Genomic DNA, 17,038 nt, shown 5'->3' on the forward strand with positions numbered 1-17,038 from the left:
GATCATAGCGGAACCGCCTGACCGGGGACGGAGCGGTTCTCGTTCCGTCCACCGGCGAAGGTACGAAGACCTCAATCCACATCACTCCAGACCGCCAGCTCGTAGCCATCCAGATCGCGGAAGTGGAAGCGACGCCCACCGGGGAAGGCGAACACCGCCTGCACCACCTCGCCACCGGCGGCAATCACGCGCTGCTGGGCGTCGGCAAGGTCCGCGCAGTAGAGAATCACCAGTGGGCCGCCCTGCGCACGTACCGGTGTGTCGGACACGAAGCCGCCTTTCAGGCGGCCGTCGTCGAACTCGGTGTAGGCCGGGCCGTAGTCCGTGAATTTCCAGCCGAATACCTCGCCGTAGAAGCGCTTGCTGCGGGCGATGTCGGCGACGTTGAATTCGATGTTGTCGATGCGGCGTTCGGCATCGGGGATGGCGTGGCTCATGGCGGACTCCGTGGTTGGAGTCCGCAGCATCGATCAGCGTGGCCTGCCGGTCTTGAACGAAACGGCCATCATTGCCCCCACTCCCCGCGAAGTTCGCGGGCGGTCATGCCGGCCAGTTCGCGGGCCTCGCGGCTGAGATGGGCCTGGTCGGCGTAGCCGGTATCGGTGGCCAGCATCGCCAACGAATGCTGCGGCAACCCACGGCTGTGGCGCAGGAAGCGTTGCAGGCGCAGGATCCGCTCCAGCGTCTTGGCGCCGTAGCCGAACTGCGACTGGCTGAAACGGCGCAGGCTGCGCGGGCTCAGGTTCAAGCCTGCCGCCAGCTCGTCCAGCGTAGCTTGGCCACGGCCAAGCGCGTGGAACAACACATGAGCCCGTTGCGCCTGCACGTCGAGGGCCGCAGCGCCCATGTGCTGTTGCAGGCACTGCGCCATCCGCTGCAATCGTTGAGCCGGCGCGGTATCGCCAATGGAAGCAGCGGCTGCTGTGGCCCATCCGCCCTTCAGATCGGCCAACGGCACCGCCTGTCCAATGATGCCGACCAGTGGCAGTCCCAGCGCGGCCAACGCCTGGCCGGGACGAAAGCGCGCACCCAGCACCTGTGCACCGGGTGCCAGTGCCGGATGTGCAGCCACCCGATCCGGGCCGACCACGAACAGCGCGCCGTCGCGCCAGAGGATATCCACGCAGCCATCGGGCAATACGGTGATGTGCCCATCGGCATCGGCAGGGAGCTGGCTCTGCCACAGCTGGCCGAACTGGCCACGCAGCGGCGCAGGCGCCAGATGCTCCTGGTAGGCCATGCCAGTACCTGCGAGGGAGGAAGGGTCGCCCATGCCGCATTGTGGCGCCACAGGGCCCATAAAAGTGAAGCCCGGCGCGAGGCCGGGCTTCGGTTGGCGTGTGGGAGAGAGAGAGAGTCACACGCCAGCACAACACGCACTAACGACAGGCGTTTGTTACCAGGTGAAGCGCGGGCCCACGAACCACTCGCGGTCGCCGGCCTTGGCCAGCTTCACTTCGCCACTCAGGCCCCAGTTCTGATTGAACTTGGCGGTGGCGCCGACGCGGCCGTAGAACTCGCCGTCCGGGTTGTAGCCGTGCTTCTTGCTGAAATCTTCGTAGCCGGCCATCACGTAGCCTTCCACGTACGGGTTGAACGCGGTGCGCACGCCCACTTCGGTGGAGTAGCCGTTGAAGTCCAGGCCGCGCTTCTCGTCGTACTTCTGGTACGCAACACGGGCCACCAGGTCGGTGTTCGGTGCGATGCCGTAGTTGTAGCCGACACCCAGGCGCCACTGGTCGACGTCATTCTTGAACTTGTCGGTTTCCTGGGCGCTGTAGTCGCCAAAGACGTGGAAGTTCGGGTGCACCGCAACGGAACCCTTCACCTTCCAGCCATCGGCGTCGCCGCCCTTGGCATCGGTGTTCACGTAGCCGCCTTCAACGTAGTTGTACGACAGGCCATCGGTTGCCGATGCAGCGAACGGCAGAGCAGCCAGAAGACCCAGGGCAAGCAGCGAATTCTTGTTCATCGGGACACACCTTTAATTATTTTGGTTTCGTCGACCGCCTCCCGGGAGGGGGAGAGAGAGAAGGCGGTCGACAGGTGTGAATTATCCGTTAGGGGGTCTAATCAACCCTGAATATTGAACTGACTGGTGTATAAATAAGGCTGGCGTTCAGGGAACTCCGCATGGCATTGCTGTCGGCTTCTTACGCGCATCACGCTCGATGCTTGATGCGGGCACTGATCCTGATCGCCTCGCCGATCGCGCTGCTGCAGGCACAGGCGGCTGAGCGTGTCGGTCCTGCCGGGCACATCGTCGTACAGACAGACGATGTCAAGCGCTTCTTCAAGGTGCTGGACGCCAACCATGGGCGCCCAAGCGCCGATGATCTGCAGCACGGCTATCTGGATGCGGGTACGGATGCCCTGCGCAGCTTCACCGACAGCCGTATCGGCTCGATGGAGCGGCTGGCCAGGGCCATCCAGGACAAGCCGGCATTGTTTGCGAAAGCGAGAGCCTGCGCGACCGCATTGCCATCGATCCGCACGCGCGTCGCCGCTGCCGTCGATCAGCTCGGCGCCTTGTTGCCGTCTGCGCGCTTTCCTCCGGTCACCGTACTGGTGGGCCGCGGCAACAGTGGTGGCGTTACCACCGAAGCAGGTGTGGTCATTGGACTGGAAGCGCTGTGCAATGCCGACTGGATGCAGGCCGATGCAAGCGACCGCTTCGTGCACCTGATCGCCCATGAGTACGTGCACGTGCAACAGCCCGGCGCGCGCGTTGATGTCGAGCAGCCCACCCTGCTCTATCAGACGCTGCTGGAAGGCGGCGCCGAATACGTGGCCGAACGGATCTCCGGGCAACCGGCCAACGCGCATCTGCAGCGTTGGGCGCAGGGTCGCGAGTGTGCGCTGGAGCGCGCGTTCCTGCAGGACAGCATGGGTACCGATCTTTCGAGGTGGCTGTACAACGGCCCCGGCGACGATACGCGCCGCGGAGATCTCGGCTACTGGATCGGCTACCGCATCGCCCATGCCTATGTTGCGCGCGCGCCCGACACGCCCAACGCCATCGCCGAACTGCTGGATGTCCAGCCTGGAAACGCTGCAGCGCTGCTGGAAGCAAGTGGATGGCAGCCTGCGTGCGGAGCAGGCGAAAGCACACAGACGCACATGCCGTGATGCCGGCTTCATGCAGGTGAATGGGTGATATTGAACAGGCACAAGGCGATACGCCGGTGCAGATCAGCTCGCTTGATCCCGCTTGTTAAGGTTCGTTGATTTACAGGCCTTCACAGCCCATCCACGTACTCAAATTCCAGCTGAAAGCGCTTGGTAGCGCCGGGAACAAACGCCGCTATATTCCAGCTTCCCCAGACGAAGGAGGGAGTGGAATGAAACTGACCTCGCAACACATGAAGATGGCCCGTGCACTCAGCGTGGCGCTCATCGCCACCGTGAGCCTTGGCGCTTGCGCCTCTTACAAGAACGAGTTTGCAACGATCAACTCGCGTCTCGATCAGCTCGATGTAAAGGTGCAGGGCGCCGCCCAGAGTGCCGAGTCCGCCAACCAGTCGGCGCAGCAGGCCAACCAGCGTCTGGACCAGATCGAAGGTCGCGTGCAGCAGCTTGAAAGGGCACCAGCGGGCCGCAAGCCGCGCGGCTGATCGCTCCATCACCGTTTGAACTGATCCACCTCTGTATCGGGAACCAGTGGCCTTCGCCGGCCACTGGCATCCTTCCACCAAGATTGCACTGCAAGGAGCCGTCCCATTCGTACCTCCTCCTCCCCTGCGCGCCGCGCCCTCCATGCCGCACTGGCCATGGCACTGGCCGTTGCGTGCAGCGGCGTAGCCAACGCCAGGGACAAGGACGCACCTGCACCCCCGGTCGCCGCAGTCGATGAACTGCCCGCTGACCAGAGCGTGTCCGAGACGGTGATCGAACTGGCCGGCTGGGTAGTCGCCAGCAAGGACAACCAGGGTTATCCGTTCGCGATCATGGACAAGGCGGCTGCGCAGGTACTGATCTTCGGCGGAGACGGCAAGCTGCGCGGTGCCGCACCGGCGCTGTTCGGTTCGGCCATCGGCGATCACTCCGCACCCGGCGTTGCCAAGCTCGCGCTGAGTGCGATTCCAGGCCATGACCGCACCACCCCGGCGGGCCGTTTCATTGGTGGCTACGGCCCCTCCGACGATGCCGGTCGCGTGCTGTGGGTGGACTACGATTCCGCCGTTTCGATGCACCCGCTGCCGCCAGGCACTCCGAAAGAGAAGCGCGCCGAACGGCTGGCATCACCTTCGCCGGACGACAACCGCGTTACGCACGGCTGCATCAACGTCACGCCTGCGTTCTACGAGCAGATCGTGCAATCCACGTTCGAGAAGGGCGGCGTGTTCTACATCCTTCCGGACAAGGATTCGATCGCGAAGACGTTCCCGGAGTTCGCGCAGAGCCGGGGCGATGCAAAGGACGAAGACGAGAAAGGCGCGCGGCGCGCGAGCAAGTAGCAGACGCTTGGCCTGCGGCCGCGGCTGGTTGTGGCCGGGTTGCGGCCAGGCCTGTTGACGATGCGAGCCTGCGCTGCAGGCAGAGGTTCCCGGGCACGCTCCTGGCAGGCCCCCCCCACCTGGACCCCACTCATCGCGGACGTCCCGCCGTCGTGGCGCTGCCCATATGGACCGGATGAGGCATCGCGCTCCCACGACGCCAAAGAATCCTTGAGTTCATGAGGATTTTTTGCAGGCTGGACGCCTTTGCAGATAAATCCTTATTTCAATGAGGATTTTCTTGCATCCAGCTCTTTTTGCCAAGAAATCCTCAAGATCGTAAGGATTCTAAGGAATCCTAGGTTTTGCGCGAAGAATCCTCACTGCAGTGAGGATTCTATGGTATAGACGATGGGTCGAATCCAGAGCGTCAGGCTCTGCTGGGGGAGTTCCCATTGAAGATCAGGCTTGAGAAGGCTGAGGCCTTGGGACCACTGGTGAGAGCCGCCCGCAAGCATCAGGGACTGCGCCAGGATGCAACCGCCGAAGGCATCGGGGTCAGCGAGAATTTCCTGGCCAAGGTCGAACGCGGCGGAACCACAGTGCAATGGGGCAAGTTGTTCACCGTGCTTGACGAGCTGGGGCTGCATGTCGAAATCGACGTGCCGGACGAAGCGATGGCCCTGCTGGCCAAACGTGCCAACGGGAAGGTGCCATGAGCGCCCCCCGTATCGATCTCAAGGACGTCATTACAACGACCGTCCTGTCTGGACTGCACTATCCGCTTCCACCACGCGAACTGCAGGTCAGCATCGACGAAGCGCCGGTGGGCCGCCTGACCGAAGCAGCAAACCTGTGGCGCTTCACCTATGCGCCGGAGTGGCTCGGCAGCGCACATCGGTTTCCACTGGCGCCTGCATTGCCACTGCAAGACACCGCCATCCTCGATGGCTCCAGCCAACGCCCCGTGCAGTGGTACTTCGACAATCTGCTGCCGGAAGAGCAGCAACGCACGCTGATGGCAACCGATGCCAGGGTGGATGGCGCGGACGCGTTCGCATTGCTGGCCGCCTATGGCGCGGAATCGGCAGGCTCGTTGACGCTGCTGCCTCCAGGCGAGCGCCTGCCACCCGGCGGCAGAAAACCACTGCCCGATGCGGAACTCTCCACGCGTATCCAAGGCCTGCCACGCACGTCGCTTGCGGCGGGTGCCGCCAAGCGCATGTCGCTGGCAGGTGCCCAGCACAAGCTGGCAATCATCGAGACAGGGGGAGAACTCTACCAACCTCTGGGCGCCGAGCCCTCGACCCACATCCTCAAGCCTGACAGCACCAGCAGCAGTTATCCCCACAGCGTGGCCAACGAGTGGTTCGTGATGCGCCTTGCACAGCGCATGGGGCTGCAGGTGCCGAAGATCGAGCGCCGCTACGTACCGGAGCCGGTCTTCATCATCGAGCGCTTTGATCGCGAAATCACCGCCGATGCCATCCATCGCCGTCATGCCATCGACGCCTGCCAGCTGCTCAACCTCGACCGGCAGTTCAAGTACACGCTCGGCAGCATCGAAACCCTGAAGGTCATCGTCGAGCAATGCAGAAGCAAGCTCAAGACGCGCGTCCGCCTGTTCGACTGGTTGATCTTCAATGTACTCACCGGCAACAACGATGCGCACCTGAAGAACCTGAGCTTCCTGGTCGACAGCAGGGGCATCGAACTGGCCCCCCACTACGACCTGCTGTCCACCGCATGTTACGAGACCCGCGCGTATGCCGACGAGGGCGCACGTTGGCCAGAACGCTCGGAACTGTCGTGGCCCATTCTCGGTGTCGCGCGCTTCCACGACCTTCGTTTCGAGCATCTGGTTTCTGCCGGTGAAGCGCTGGGCCTGGGAAGGCCGGCTGCCACCCGGCAGCTGCGCCATCAGATCGACCGCATCACGAGCGAAGCCAAGGCGCTTTACGCGCTGGTGCTGCAGGAAAACCAGCAATGGTCGACCCGTTTCGACATCGGCCCAACCCTGGAAGGCGAAGTGCATTTCCTGAGAACACTGGTCCACGTGATCATCGCCGACATGGTGAGGCAGCTTTCACCGGCATGATGCGGCCGCCGGAACATCATCCGGCGTCACCACCGATTACTCGCAGGACTCGCCTTCTTCCTTCAGCATCGCTTTGTCCACCGGCTGCTCGCGCTCGATCAGCGCGCGCTGTTCGTCGCTGGGTTCACCCAGCCACCAGATTCTGCAGCGCGCGGTAAGGCGGCCGACCATCTTCGACTGATCGGGCGAGTACAGCATCGCCAATGCGGTGCCGGGGCAGTCGTGGGCCTGGCAGGCGGTGTAGAACCACCATGGCTCGCCCTGCAGCACCACCAGCTCGCCGGGCCCGCTGGGCCCGCTCAGCAGGCGTTCGCGCAGCGATGGGATGTCCTTGTCGGCGGATTCGGCCGCCGCCGTGTTCTTCATCAGGGCGTTGAACGCGGCCAGCACCTTCGGGTCCTTGCGGCCGCAGTCGTCCACGGTGTTGCCGCCGACCAGGGTGAAGAAGTGGGTCGCCAGCGGATTGTCCGCGCAGGTGAGTTCGCCGCCAGCACCCGGGTCTTCCGGTTCGCCTTCGTTGTCCCACACCGAGGGGTCCACGCCGTCTTCGATGGACGGTTCCTTCTCGACCACCGTTGCCGTGGCGGCCGGTGCTTCGGTGGCCGGTGCCGGTGCGGTCGGTGCTGCATCCGGCGCTGGTGCCTGTCCGCAGGCGGCCAGCAGTGCGACCGTCAGTGCCATCCCTGTGATTCGAATCTTCATTCCTTGTCCTTGTCTGATCTGCGGTGCATGCCGCCGCGCGGGCGCCTGCGTGATTCTAACCAGCAGCGCGCTAGGATGCGTTCGCACGTTCCCGTCATCGCCTGGAGCCGGACGCATGCACCGCACACGACTCGCCGTGATTTTCTGCAGTGCCCTGCTGCTGGCATCGCCGGCCATCGCCCACGATGCTGAAGGCGCGAAGCCCGCACAGCCTCTTCCTGATGCGGCCCTGCCCGCGACGCTGGATCGCGTACTGCGCGACTACGAGCAGGCGTGGCGCACGGGCGATGCCAAGGCACTGGCTGCGCTGTTCGCCGAGAATGGTTTTGTGCTGCAGAGCAACCAGCTACCGGTGCGCGGGCGCAGCGCGATCGAAGCCGCGTATGCCGGCCAGGGCGGCAGCCCGTTGCGGCTGCGTGCGTTGGCGTACGCGATGGAGGGGAACGTCGGCTACATCATCGGTGCCTACACCTACGGCAACAACGTGGGGGACACCGGCAAGTTCACGCTGACGCTGAAGCGCGTGGGCGACGGGCCGTGGTTGATCTTCTCGGACATGGACAACGGCAACGCACCGCCGCGGGCGCGGTGATGGATTCCGCCGGGCATGGCCCGGCGCTACCGGGCGCCAACCAAGGTTGGCTGCTACCAGAAGCGGATTCCGGAGTAGATCCACGCCATGCGTGGATGGGCCACACACATAAAAAAACCCCGGCACGTAGCCGGGGTTTTTCGATTCACTTGAACAGCGTGTCCGGATACTCCGGTTTCTGTTCCCGTGCCAGCAGCGCGCGCAGGCCTTCCTCAGGCGTCTGCTCGCCGTGCAGCACGGCACGCACGCGGTCCGAGATCGGCAGGTCGATGCCATGACGGCGTGCCTGTCGCATCACTTCGTCGGCGGTCTGCACCGACTCGACCACCTGGCCGATTTCGCGCACGGCATCCTGCAGCGTCTGGCCACGACCCAGGGCCAGGCCCAGGCGGCGGTTGCGCGACAGGTCGCCGGTGCAGGTCAGCACCAGATCGCCGAGGCCCGCCAGGCCCATCAGCGTTTCCGGCTTGGCGCCGATCGCCGCGGCCAGGCGCAGCATCTCGTTGAGGCCACGGGTGATCAGGCCGGCACGGGCGTTGAGGCCCAGCTGCATGCCGTCGGCCACACCGGTAGCCACGGCCAGCACGTTCTTCATCGCGCCGCCCAGCTCGGCACCGACCATGTCGTCGCCGGTGTAGGCGCGGAACGCCGGGCCATGCATCGCCTCGGCCACCGTCTGCGCGAACTCGGGCACGTCGCCGTGCACGGTGATCGCGGTCGGCAGGCCCTGGGTCACTTCCTTGGCGAACGACGGGCCGGTGACGACGGCCAGCGGCACGTCCTCACCCAGCACTTCGCGCGCCACTTCATGCAGGAAGCGGCCCGAACCAGGTTCGAAGCCCTTGGTGGCCCAGGCCACGCCGGCACCGGCCGGACGCAGCGGCGCCAGCGCACGCACGGTTTCACCGAATGCATGCGACGGGGTGACCACCAGGATCCAGGCGGCGCCCTCCACTGCCGACGCCAGGTCGGTGGTGGCACGCAGGCTGTCCGGCAGCGGGATGCCCGGCAGGTAGCGCGGGTTCTCGTGGCGCTGGTCGATGGCTTCGACCACGGCAGCGTCGCGCCCCCACAGCACGGTCGGGTGACCGTGCCGTGCGAGCAGGCTGGCCAGCGCGGTTCCCCAGGAACCGGCGCCAAGCACGGCGATCTTGTCAGCGGTAGTGCTCATCCGTGACGTCGCGGCAGGAATCAGGCGTTGCCAGCCGGCTCGGAGTCAGCCAGCGACGGTGCGTCGCCCTGCTCCTGGCGCTGGCGCAGGGTTTCTGCGTACAGGCCTTCGAAGTTGATCGGCTGCAGGAAGAACGGCGGGAAGCCACCGGCCTGGATCAGGTCGCTGATCAGCTGGCGCACGTACGGGAACAGGATGTTCGGGCACTGGGTACCGAGCAGCACGTCGATCGACTGCGGGTCCAGGCCGACCAGGCCGAACACGCCGGCCTGCTTCACTTCGGCCACGTAGGCGGTGCGCTCACCGGCCTGGCAGGTCAGGGTCACGGCCAGCACCACTTCGAAGGCGTTCTCGCCCAGGCGCTGCACCTGCTGGTTCAGGTTGAGCTGCAGTTCCGGCTGCACCTGGTCATTGAAGATGGTCGGAGCGTTCGGCGACTCGAAGGAGACGTCCTTGACGTAGATCTTCTCGACGGTGAAAGCAGGGCCGGTAGCGGCATCGACCGGCGCAGCGGCGCCGTTGGTGATCTCTTCGGACATTTCCAGTAACTCCAGGTGAATGCAATGAAAACGATGGTCGAACTACTGCGATGGGGGCGGGATCAGGCCCATACAAGGCCGGATCCGCCACCTGCGGCAATCAGTTGCGGCCCTTGACCAGCGGCAGCTCGGCCTGCTGCCAGGCGGGAATGCCGCCGTCGAGCACGTAGACCTTTTCGAAGCCGGCCTTCTTCAGCGCCTTGGCGGCGGTTTCCGAGGCGTTGCCGCTGCGGCACACCAGCACCACCGGCGACTGCTTGGCGTTGGCCACCAGCTTGTTGTCCGGGCCGAAGGCACTGGCCTGGGCATTGCGGCTGCCGGCAATGTGGCCCTTCTCGAAGTCACCGCTGGCCGACAGGTCGACCACCACCGTGCCACCCGCGTTGATCAGCTGGGTCAGTTCGGCGGGCTTGATGCCCTTGAAGCCCCGGAACAGGCGGCGGATCTCGGTGACGATGATGGCCACGGTCAGGCCGACCAGGGCCGCGGACAGCATCGGGTTTCGGCCTGCAAAGGCCAGCAACTCTTCGTAATTCACTCAGGTCACGGGTCGATTAAGCGGGCGCCGATTGTCGCACAAGCCGGACGCGGCCCGTCACTGCCCCTTCCACAGGTCCGGCAGGCCGGCGGTCTGCCACCAGCGCTTGGCCTCGGCATCCCAGCGCCAGCGCTCGACCACCACCACGGTGCGTTCGGCCTGGGTGTTCTGGTTGATCACCCCGATTTCGACCCGGCGCTCGACCAGGCCCCCGTCCAGCGCGGCGCTGCTGCGCTCGCGGTAGGACGACACGCGCAGCTGCGCGTAGCGGTTGAGCTCGAACTCGGTGGGCGGCTTTTCCTTGCGCAGCTTGGGGTCCAGATAGCCGATGGCATCGTCCATGCTGCCCCAGCGGATGGTCGCCCCGTAGGCGATCTGGGTCTCTTCCAGCAGCTTGCGCTGCTTGCGGCTCAGGTCGTCGGCCGAAGCCACGGCGCTGGCCAGCAGCAGGGAACACATCAGGAACTGGATGAGGCGGCGCATCGGTGGTTTCCCCAGAACGTCAGCCTGCCATCCTACCCTTTGGCGAAGGCAACGAAGCGACCGCTGAACTCGGCGGCGGGCTTGCCATCGGCACCGGGCTGGGTGGCGATGATGCTGATGCGGGCCTTGCGGCGCTGGCGGAAGGTGTTCAGGAAGGCTTCCCAGCCAGTGGCCTCGGCCGCTTCGGCATGGGCGTGCAGGTCTTCGTAGACCGGTGCCAGGTAGCGCAGGTTGCTGTCGGCCACGTAGACCTCGGCATCGTGGCCGGCCAGGCGCAGGCGCAGGCTGACCAGCGCCCAGCCGGACAGGGTCAGCACCGAGGCCAGGCTGCCACCGAAGGCGTTGCCCTTGTCGTTGACGTTGGCGGCCAGCGGCGCGGTGATGCGCAGCACGCCATCGGCATAGCCGTCGAGCTGGATCTGCATGGCGCGGACCGCCGGCATGCAGTCAAGCACGTCCTGCAGGGCGGCCAGCGAGGAAGTCAGAGCATCAACGGACATCGGAGCAGGGACCACGACAACGAAGGGCCCGCATAATGCAGGCAATGGCCGACCATACGATACCCACTGGCGCCGCCGGTTCCGAACCGGGCTGGACCTTCATTTCGCTGCGACCGCAGGGCCAGAATTCCGCGCTGCGCCGCGCCGTTGCTGGGCAGGGCGGGCATGTGCTGGCCCTGCCACCCTGGCGCCTGCAGCGCCTGAACGGCACGCCAGTGGTGCACCAGCTGCAACGCGCGCTGAACTGCGATCGGGTGGTGTTCACCAGCCCGGCCGCCGTTACCGCAGCCGCCACCCTGTTGCCACTGGCCGAGGCACAACGCAGCCCGTGGCTGACCGTGGGCGAAGGCACCGCGCGCGCGCTGCGGGCGCAGGGTGTCGCCGAGGTGCATGCGCCGCAGCGGATGGACAGCGAGGGCCTGCTGGCGCTGCCGGTACTGGCGGACGTACGCGGCCTGCGCATCGGGCTGGTGACCGCCCCCGGCGGGCGCGGCCTGATTGCTGCGCAACTGCAGGCGGCCGGCGGCAGCATCGAGCGCGCCGATGTCTATCAGCGTCGCCTGCTGCGCCTGTCGCCACGCACGCTGGCTCGATTGGCGCATTCAGCGTATCCGTGGGTGCTGGCGGTCAGCAGTGGTGAGGCGTTGCTGCATTTCTGGCAGCAGCTTCCGCCGGCATTGCAGCAACGCTGTCAGGCACATGCCACCGCCGTCGTGGCCAGCGAACGGCTGGGCGAACAGGCGCACGCATTGGGGCTGCAGCGCGTGGTGCGCGCGGCCGGGCCCACCACCGCGCAGCTGGTGGCGGCTGCACACGCCACGCTCACCGTCCCGGCAGCGAACTGAACAGGGACGTGGGTCACGCTTGCCGCTGTGGTCGGCAACAGTGATGCTGTGCACAACGCGGCCTGCCGGAACCTGACCGGCGACGGTGCCGACAAGGAAGCCCCATGAACGAGACTCCGCCCGTTTCCCCGCCCCGTCGACCCGTGCGCTGGCTGCTGCCGCTGGCCGGGGTGGTCGTGCTTGGCGTGGGCGGCTATGCCGGCTGGTACGTCTGGCAGCAGCAACAGCACGAACAGGAAGCGCAGGCGCAGACCACGGCCGTACAACTGCAGGGCCTGCAGGCGACGCTGGATGCATTGCGCCGCGACCAGCGCGCAACCAGCCAGCGCCTGCAGGATGCGGCGACCACCAACCGCGTGCTGCGCGACGAGATGCTGGGCCTTTCCCAGCGCAGTGCGCTGCTGGAAGAGAACCTGGCCAAGCTGGCCGACAGCGCCAACCAGGGCCGTCAGGCGGTACAGCGCGATGAGGCCGAACTGCTGCTGACCCAGGCGGCGCAACGCCTGAACTACGCCGACGACGTGGAAGGCGCACGCCGCCTGTATGCACAGGCCGCCACCGCGCTGGCCGATCTGCCCGACAGCGACGGCCTGAACCTGCGCCAGGCACTGGTACAGGAACGCGATGCACTGGATGCGCTGGGCACCGGCCCGCGCGTGCAATCGCTGCAACGCCTGGATGCCCTGGCCAAGGCCCTGCAGGGCCTGCCCTCGCAGGTGACGGGTGGCACCGCGCCCGGCGCCGGCAAGCCCTGGTGGCAGGCCACGCTGGCACCGTTCGTGGATATCACCCCGAGCCGCCAGAATGGCCCGCTGACCGCCGCCGAACGCCGCAATGCCGACGATGCGCTGCAGCTGGAACTGACCCTGGCGCGTGCCGCAATCGAACGTGGCGACCGCACCGGTCGCGATACCGCGTTGGCGCGCGTGGAACACTGGGCACAGCGGCGTTGGCCGGATTCACCGGCCCTGCGCGCGCAACGTGCTGAACTGAAGGCCTTGCGCGAGCTTCCGCTGCAGGCCAGCAACAGCGTTCTTGGCAGCACCCTGCAGCAACTGCGCACCCAGACCGACCGGAGGTAATCCCCCATGAAACCCCTGCAATCCCTGGTCGTGCTGTTGCTGGCCGTGGCCATCGGCGTGGTGGCCGCGCAATGGCTCGGCGCCGATGACCTCAACCGCTTCGGCGAAGTGACCCTGCGCTACGGCGGCTACGACTACCACAGCAACCTGCCCAAGGTGGCACTGCTGTCGGTGATCGCGGTGCTGGTGCTGTGGCTGCTGTGGAGCCTGATCGCAGCACCGTTCCGCGCCTGGGGCCGCTACCGCCGCAAGCAGGGCCGGGTGCGCCTGATCGACGGCCTGCAGGCCTATGAGCACGGCCAGTGGCAGCGCGCGGAAAAGCTGCTGGATGGTGCCGCCAAGGATCCGGAAGTGAGCGCGGTGGCGCTGGCCAATGCCGTGCGCAGTGCGCAGGCACGTGCCGACGGCCCCGCCGGTGAAGCCCTGCTGCAGCGCCTGGGCGAGAGCGATGCCACCCTGCAGGCGCTTCTACGCGCCGAACAGCTGCTGGCGCGCGATCTGCCGGTGGATGCGATCAACGCGTTGGATGTGGCGACGATCCAGCCGCTGCCGCCGCGCGGCCTGTGGCTGCGTACCGAAGCGCTGGCACAGGCCGGCCGCGCCCACGAGGCGTATGGCCAGCTGGGTGCACTGCGCCAGAGCAAGGTGCTGCCGGCCGACGCCAACAGCGAACTGGAAGCACGCCTGGCCGCACAGGCGCTGCTGGAAGCAGCCGACGTCAATGCGCTGGCCGCGCAGTGGGAAGCCACGCCGAAGGCGCTGCGGCCAACCCCGGACGTGGTCGGTGCGTATGCCAGCCGTGCGGTTGCATTGAACTGGGACGAACCGGCGCTGCTGGCGTTGGAACAGGCACTGGACCAGCGTTGGGATGACGAACTGGTGGCGCTGTATGGCCGCCTGCCGGCCGAGCGCCTGGCCACGCGTCAGGCCAACCTCGCGCGCTGGCGCAACGTGCACGACAGCTCGGCTGCGCTGCGCCTGGCACAGGGCCGCGTGGCCCTGGCCCAGCAGCAGTGGGATGCCGCCGATGCGTTCCTGCACGAGGCCATCGCCGCGGGCGCCGGTGCCCCGGCGTGGGAGGCACTGGGTGAGCTGTTCGCACAGCGTGGCGAGCACGCGCTGGCCGCGCAGTGCCTGGCCAATGCGCTGCGACTGCAGCGTGGCGAGGACAGCGTGGAACTGGTGCGCGGCACCGAAGCGCCGCTGCGTGTCACGGTGGAGGAGCAGCCGGTTACGGTGCACCCGCCGGTGTATGACGCCAACGAAGAGCGCGACGAATTCGGCAATCCACGGTTGCCGTGAAGCGTGCCGACCAACGGTCGGCACCCACCGGAGCAGAAAAACGCCGCCCATTGGGCGGCGTTTTCATCTGTGGAACCCGGTAGTCGCCAACCTTGGTTGGCGCTCTGACATCTTCCGAACGATGACATCGCATGGCCGACCAAGGTCGGCATCTACCAAAGCAGATCCAACGCGCATTCCCGGTAGTCGCCAACCTTGGTTGGCGCGCGGTCGCAACGATCAGCGCTCGACGATCGCCACTACGCCCATGCCGCCGGCGGTGCAGATCGACACCAGCGCGCGGCCACCGCCGCGCTCGGCCAGCTGCTTGGCGGCAGTGGCGATCACGCGTGCGCCCGTGGCCGCGAACGGGTGGCCGGTAGCCAGCGAGGAACCCAGCAGGTTGATCTTGTCCGGGTCGATTCGGCCCAGCGGTGCATCCAGGCCCAGGCGGTTGCGGCAGTAATCCTCGCTCTCCCAGGCACGCAGGGTGCACAGCACCTGCGCGGCGAAAGCTTCGTGGATCTCGTAGATGTCGAAGTCCTGCAGGGTCAGGCCGTTGCGCTTGAGCATCTCCGGCACGGCCACGGTCGGCGCCATCAGCAGGCCTTCGCCATGCACGAAGTCCACCGCCGAGACGTGCGCGTCACGCAGATAGGCCTGCGGCTCATGGCCGTGGGCACGCGCCCACTCTTCGCTGGCCAGCAGCACGGCGGCGGCGCCGTCGGTCAGCGGCGTGGAGTTGGCGGCGGTGAGCGTGCCGCGGCCGGAGACCTTGTCGAACGCCGGCTTCAGCGTGGCCAGCTTCTCCAGCGAAGTATCCGGGCGCAGGATGTTGTCACGCTCGACACCACGGAACGGTGCGATCAGGTCGTTGAAGAAACCGCGCTCATAGGCAGCAGCCAGCTTCTTGTGCGACGACACCGCCCACTCGTCCTGCGAGTCACGCGAGATGTTCCATTCCTTGGCCATGTCCTCGCAGTGGTCACCCATGCTCTTGCCGGTGCGCGGCTCGGCCACGCCCGGGAATTCGGGCTTGAGCTCGGAGAACTTGAAGCCAGCGGTGAGCGCGCGGATCTTGTCGCCGGTGCTCTTGGCACGGTTGGCGGCCAGCAGGCGCGCGCGCAGCTTCTTGCCGTAGACGATCGGCACGTCGGAGGTGGTATCCGAACCGCCACCGATACCCGATTCGATCTGGCCCAGCGCGATCTTGTTGGCAACCGTGATGATGCTGTCCAGCGAGGTGCCGCAGGCACGCTGCAGGGTGATGCCCGGGGTCAACGGCGACAGGCCGGAGGACAGCGTGGCTTCGCGGCCCAGGTTCCAGTCGCTGGAGTGCTTGATCACCGCACCCATCGCCACTTCACCCAGCTGCTGGCCATGCAGGCCGAAACGTTCAACCAGCGCGCCCAGCGTACGGACCGACATGCCGAGGTTGCCGACATCCGAATACGCGGTGTTCTGGCGGCAGAACGGAATGCGGACGCCACCGAGGATGGCGACGGGACGAGCGTTGGGCATGGAGATACCTGGCATGGATGAGGGTGTCTGCAACATGGCCTGCACGACGGAGCAGGCATAATGGAGCCAAGTGTAGCTGCCGCCCTGTGATGGGCCAACCGTGGAACCATGAGCAAACCCGACCCCGCGATGAATGCCCTTGGCGTGCTGGCCCTGGAACTGGCCGGCGGCGAAATCCCCCGCCAGGCGGTGCTCAGCGCCGAACAGGCCGGTGAACTGGCCGATCGCGTCGGCCGCGACCTGTCCAAGCTGGTGCCGCAGGTGGCCGAGCTGGACCTGGTGTTCGCCGCCGCCCATTTCGACCCGGCCGAAGTACTGCGCCCGGGCTGGCCGATCCATCGCCGCCTGGAAGAACTGCAGATGCGCGCACCGGGCCGCAACCAGGGGCCGCGCCTGCTGGCGTTCGGTACCGACGCCACTGGTGATGTGCCGCTGCCGTTCCAGGCCGATGCCAGCCTGGTGGGCGGTGGCCTGCGCGTGGTGCCGTTCCTGCTGACCGGCAGCGACGTGGCGACGACCAATGCAGTGGCCGAGGCGCTGGAAGACACGCTGCTGGCCAACGGCATGGCGCATGCCGATACCGCGTTGATGGCGCAGAACACCTTCGGTGCCCGCATCGAGCATGCGCGCTATTTCACCGTGAATGATCTGGCCGCGATGATGTCGATGCAGTACGACAACCAGGGCCTGGCCGCGCTGTGGCCGCTGATCGAGACCGCGATCATGGCGCCGGGCGAGGACGAGTGGCTCAATGCCGCGCCCGAGCCGCTGCTGCGCTATACCCATGGCGAGGCACGCATGGCGCTGTTCGACCCGGCCGGCTGGTGCGCGCACTACAACCACGGCAAGAACGACTGCGACCGCCTGAAGGGCATCTACGAGCAGTTCCTGATGCGCCAGCGGCAGATGGCCGCGGTGCTGGAAGCGCACGGCGTGCCGGTGCTGTTCGTGCATTGCGAGGCCGGGCAGGACGCGCGCGAGTTGCTGGCGCGCTGATGCGGGTGGCCTGTTGGCAGTGCCGGCCGCTGGCCGGCAACCTCCGGATCTGCAATTGCCGGCCAGCGGCCGGCACTACCTTTAAAGAAAAACGCCGGCTTGCGCCGGCGTTTTCCATTTCCAGCAGAATCGCCGCGGTGCTGTTCGTGCACTGCGAGGCCGGTCAGGACGCGCGCGAGCTGCTGGCGCGCTGATGCGGGTGGCCTGTTGGTAGTGCCGGCCGCTGGCCGGCAACCTCCGGATATGCGATTGCC

21 protein-coding genes are annotated in these 17,038 nt (G+C 66.3%); 11 read left to right on the plus strand and 10 right to left on the minus strand.

The window, feature by feature from the left end; translation table 11 throughout:
• Positions 1-71: 71 nt before the first annotated feature.
• From R1L06_RS17600 to R1L06_RS17610, 3 genes are all read right to left on the minus strand, one after another.
• Complete coding sequence (locus R1L06_RS17600; protein WP_317218346.1) at positions 72-437, minus strand: VOC family protein; 366 nt, start codon at positions 435-437, stop codon at positions 72-74.
• A 68-nt stretch (positions 438-505) separates the two neighbouring features.
• Positions 506-1,273, minus strand: a complete 768-nt coding sequence (locus R1L06_RS17605; RefSeq protein WP_317218347.1) for a helix-turn-helix transcriptional regulator — start codon at positions 1,271-1,273, stop codon at positions 506-508.
• A gap of 123 nt (positions 1,274-1,396) precedes the next feature.
• Positions 1,397-1,972 carry an OmpO family porin gene (locus R1L06_RS17610; protein ID WP_004134798.1) on the minus strand — a complete coding sequence of 192 codons (576 nt, stop codon included), beginning with the start codon at positions 1,970-1,972 and terminating at the stop codon, positions 1,397-1,399.
• A gap of 206 nt (positions 1,973-2,178) precedes the next feature.
• Here R1L06_RS17610 and R1L06_RS17615 point away from each other — a divergent pair, with 206 nt between their 5' ends.
• The 5 genes from R1L06_RS17615 to R1L06_RS17635 all read left to right on the plus strand — a co-directional run bounded on the left by R1L06_RS17615 (position 2,179) and on the right by R1L06_RS17635 (position 6,534).
• On the plus strand, positions 2,179-3,129 hold the full coding sequence (locus tag R1L06_RS17615; RefSeq protein WP_317218348.1) for a DUF2268 domain-containing putative Zn-dependent protease: 951 nt from the start codon (positions 2,179-2,181) through the stop codon (positions 3,127-3,129).
• A 212-nt stretch (positions 3,130-3,341) separates the two neighbouring features.
• Complete coding sequence (locus tag R1L06_RS17620; RefSeq protein WP_012509703.1) at positions 3,342-3,614, plus strand: hypothetical protein; 273 nt, start codon at positions 3,342-3,344, stop codon at positions 3,612-3,614.
• A gap of 156 nt (positions 3,615-3,770) precedes the next feature.
• The gene (locus R1L06_RS17625) at positions 3,771-4,457 is read left to right on the plus strand and encodes a hypothetical protein (protein WP_317218349.1); all 687 of its coding nucleotides are present in this window, start codon (positions 3,771-3,773) and stop codon (positions 4,455-4,457) included.
• Between the two features lie 464 nt (positions 4,458-4,921).
• Complete coding sequence (locus tag R1L06_RS17630; RefSeq protein ID WP_256201487.1) at positions 4,922-5,155, plus strand: helix-turn-helix domain-containing protein; 234 nt, start codon at positions 4,922-4,924, stop codon at positions 5,153-5,155.
• Positions 5,152-6,534 (plus strand): HipA domain-containing protein, encoded by a 1,383-nt coding sequence (locus tag R1L06_RS17635; protein ID WP_317218350.1) that lies wholly within the window; start codon positions 5,152-5,154, stop codon positions 6,532-6,534. Before R1L06_RS17630 ends, R1L06_RS17635 begins: the two co-directional genes overlap by 4 nt.
• Before the next feature lie 36 nt (positions 6,535-6,570).
• Here the strand turns inward: R1L06_RS17635 and R1L06_RS17640 are convergent, their stop codons facing one another.
• Positions 6,571-7,236 (minus strand): Ivy family c-type lysozyme inhibitor, encoded by a 666-nt coding sequence (locus R1L06_RS17640; protein ID WP_100435580.1) that lies wholly within the window; start codon positions 7,234-7,236, stop codon positions 6,571-6,573.
• 115 nt (positions 7,237-7,351) lie between these two features.
• On the opposite strand from R1L06_RS17640, the gene R1L06_RS17645 reads away from it, so the two are divergent.
• Positions 7,352-7,828, plus strand: coding sequence for a YybH family protein (locus R1L06_RS17645; RefSeq protein ID WP_317218351.1), 477 nt, complete (start codon positions 7,352-7,354; stop codon positions 7,826-7,828).
• A 145-nt stretch (positions 7,829-7,973) separates the two neighbouring features.
• On the opposite strand, the gene R1L06_RS17650 is transcribed toward R1L06_RS17645, so the two are convergent.
• From R1L06_RS17650 to R1L06_RS17670, 5 genes are all read right to left on the minus strand, one after another.
• Positions 7,974-8,999 carry an NAD(P)H-dependent glycerol-3-phosphate dehydrogenase gene (locus R1L06_RS17650; RefSeq protein WP_005407597.1) on the minus strand — a complete coding sequence of 342 codons (1,026 nt, stop codon included), beginning with the start codon at positions 8,997-8,999 and terminating at the stop codon, positions 7,974-7,976.
• A 20-nt stretch (positions 9,000-9,019) separates the two neighbouring features.
• A complete protein-coding gene (secB, locus tag R1L06_RS17655) occupies positions 9,020-9,538 on the minus strand; it encodes a protein-export chaperone SecB (protein ID WP_005407596.1) in 519 nt (172 codons plus the stop codon).
• Positions 9,539-9,638: 100 nt separating this feature from the next.
• Positions 9,639-10,076 (minus strand): rhodanese-like domain-containing protein, encoded by a 438-nt coding sequence (locus R1L06_RS17660; RefSeq protein WP_004134671.1) that lies wholly within the window; start codon positions 10,074-10,076, stop codon positions 9,639-9,641.
• Positions 10,077-10,133: 57 nt separating this feature from the next.
• Positions 10,134-10,559 carry a hypothetical protein gene (locus tag R1L06_RS17665; protein ID WP_049423133.1) on the minus strand — a complete coding sequence of 142 codons (426 nt, stop codon included), beginning with the start codon at positions 10,557-10,559 and terminating at the stop codon, positions 10,134-10,136.
• A gap of 32 nt (positions 10,560-10,591) precedes the next feature.
• Positions 10,592-11,059, minus strand: a complete 468-nt coding sequence (locus tag R1L06_RS17670) for a YiiD C-terminal domain-containing protein (RefSeq protein WP_317218352.1) — start codon at positions 11,057-11,059, stop codon at positions 10,592-10,594.
• Positions 11,060-11,094: 35 nt separating this feature from the next.
• Here R1L06_RS17670 and R1L06_RS17675 point away from each other — a divergent pair, with 35 nt between their 5' ends.
• The 3 genes from R1L06_RS17675 to R1L06_RS17685 all read left to right on the plus strand — a co-directional run bounded on the left by R1L06_RS17675 (position 11,095) and on the right by R1L06_RS17685 (position 14,288).
• Positions 11,095-11,904, plus strand: coding sequence for a uroporphyrinogen-III synthase (locus tag R1L06_RS17675; RefSeq protein ID WP_317218353.1), 810 nt, complete (start codon positions 11,095-11,097; stop codon positions 11,902-11,904).
• A 104-nt stretch (positions 11,905-12,008) separates the two neighbouring features.
• Positions 12,009-12,986 carry a uroporphyrinogen-III C-methyltransferase gene (locus tag R1L06_RS17680; RefSeq protein ID WP_049462222.1) on the plus strand — a complete coding sequence of 326 codons (978 nt, stop codon included), beginning with the start codon at positions 12,009-12,011 and terminating at the stop codon, positions 12,984-12,986.
• Positions 12,987-12,992: 6 nt separating this feature from the next.
• Positions 12,993-14,288: a heme biosynthesis HemY N-terminal domain-containing protein gene (locus tag R1L06_RS17685; protein ID WP_317218354.1), complete on the plus strand. Its 1,296-nt coding sequence runs from the start codon at positions 12,993-12,995 to the stop codon at positions 14,286-14,288.
• A gap of 219 nt (positions 14,289-14,507) precedes the next feature.
• Here R1L06_RS17685 and R1L06_RS17690 read toward each other — a convergent pair whose 3' ends face one another.
• The gene (locus R1L06_RS17690; protein WP_099551602.1) at positions 14,508-15,803 is read right to left on the minus strand and encodes an acetyl-CoA C-acetyltransferase; all 1,296 of its coding nucleotides are present in this window, start codon (positions 15,801-15,803) and stop codon (positions 14,508-14,510) included.
• A gap of 93 nt (positions 15,804-15,896) precedes the next feature.
• Between R1L06_RS17690 and R1L06_RS17695 the strand changes: the two genes are divergently transcribed.
• On the plus strand, positions 15,897-16,784 hold the full coding sequence (locus R1L06_RS17695; RefSeq protein ID WP_032130160.1) for a hypothetical protein: 888 nt from the start codon (positions 15,897-15,899) through the stop codon (positions 16,782-16,784).
• The gene (locus R1L06_RS17700; protein WP_317218355.1) at positions 16,784-16,978 is read left to right on the plus strand and encodes a hypothetical protein; all 195 of its coding nucleotides are present in this window, start codon (positions 16,784-16,786) and stop codon (positions 16,976-16,978) included. The genes R1L06_RS17695 and R1L06_RS17700 overlap by 1 nt, the downstream gene beginning before the upstream one ends.
• Positions 16,979-17,038 lie beyond the last annotated feature (60 nt).

This window comes from Stenotrophomonas mexicanensis (assembly GCF_032911605.1).
Taxonomy (GTDB): domain Bacteria; phylum Pseudomonadota; class Gammaproteobacteria; order Xanthomonadales; family Xanthomonadaceae; genus Stenotrophomonas; species Stenotrophomonas maltophilia_A.

Bases quoted from the DNA above. Each gene is read 5' to 3' on its own strand.
- R1L06_RS17610 (WP_004134798.1), bottom strand. From the start codon at position 1,972: ATGAACAAGAATTCGCTGCTTGCCCTGGGTCTTCTGGCTGCTCTGCCG.
- R1L06_RS17680 (WP_049462222.1), top strand. From the start codon at position 12,009: ATGAACGAGACTCCGCCCGTTTCCCCGCCCCGTCGACCCGTGCGCTGG.
- R1L06_RS17605 (WP_317218347.1), bottom strand. From the start codon at position 1,273: ATGGGCGACCCTTCCTCCCTCGCAGGTACTGGCATGGCCTACCAGGAG.
- R1L06_RS17670 (WP_317218352.1), bottom strand. From the start codon at position 11,059: ATGTCCGTTGATGCTCTGACTTCCTCGCTGGCCGCCCTGCAGGACGTG.
- R1L06_RS17685 (WP_317218354.1), top strand. From the start codon at position 12,993: ATGAAACCCCTGCAATCCCTGGTCGTGCTGTTGCTGGCCGTGGCCATC.
- R1L06_RS17640 (WP_100435580.1), bottom strand. From the start codon at position 7,236: ATGAAGATTCGAATCACAGGGATGGCACTGACGGTCGCACTGCTGGCC.
- R1L06_RS17620 (WP_012509703.1), top strand. From the start codon at position 3,342: ATGAAACTGACCTCGCAACACATGAAGATGGCCCGTGCACTCAGCGTG.
- R1L06_RS17675 (WP_317218353.1), top strand. From the start codon at position 11,095: ATGCAGGCAATGGCCGACCATACGATACCCACTGGCGCCGCCGGTTCC.
- R1L06_RS17635 (WP_317218350.1), top strand. From the start codon at position 5,152: ATGAGCGCCCCCCGTATCGATCTCAAGGACGTCATTACAACGACCGTC.
- R1L06_RS17695 (WP_032130160.1), top strand. From the start codon at position 15,897: ATGAGCAAACCCGACCCCGCGATGAATGCCCTTGGCGTGCTGGCCCTG.
- R1L06_RS17645 (WP_317218351.1), top strand. From the start codon at position 7,352: ATGCACCGCACACGACTCGCCGTGATTTTCTGCAGTGCCCTGCTGCTG.
- R1L06_RS17650 (WP_005407597.1), bottom strand. From the start codon at position 8,999: ATGAGCACTACCGCTGACAAGATCGCCGTGCTTGGCGCCGGTTCCTGG.
- secB (WP_005407596.1), bottom strand. From the start codon at position 9,538: ATGTCCGAAGAGATCACCAACGGCGCCGCTGCGCCGGTCGATGCCGCT.
- R1L06_RS17665 (WP_049423133.1), bottom strand. From the start codon at position 10,559: ATGCGCCGCCTCATCCAGTTCCTGATGTGTTCCCTGCTGCTGGCCAGC.
- R1L06_RS17625 (WP_317218349.1), top strand. From the start codon at position 3,771: ATGGCACTGGCCGTTGCGTGCAGCGGCGTAGCCAACGCCAGGGACAAG.
- R1L06_RS17615 (WP_317218348.1), top strand. From the start codon at position 2,179: ATGCGGGCACTGATCCTGATCGCCTCGCCGATCGCGCTGCTGCAGGCA.
- R1L06_RS17600 (WP_317218346.1), bottom strand. From the start codon at position 437: ATGAGCCACGCCATCCCCGATGCCGAACGCCGCATCGACAACATCGAA.
- R1L06_RS17700 (WP_317218355.1), top strand. From the start codon at position 16,784: ATGCGGGTGGCCTGTTGGCAGTGCCGGCCGCTGGCCGGCAACCTCCGG.
- R1L06_RS17690 (WP_099551602.1), bottom strand. From the start codon at position 15,803: ATGCCAGGTATCTCCATGCCCAACGCTCGTCCCGTCGCCATCCTCGGT.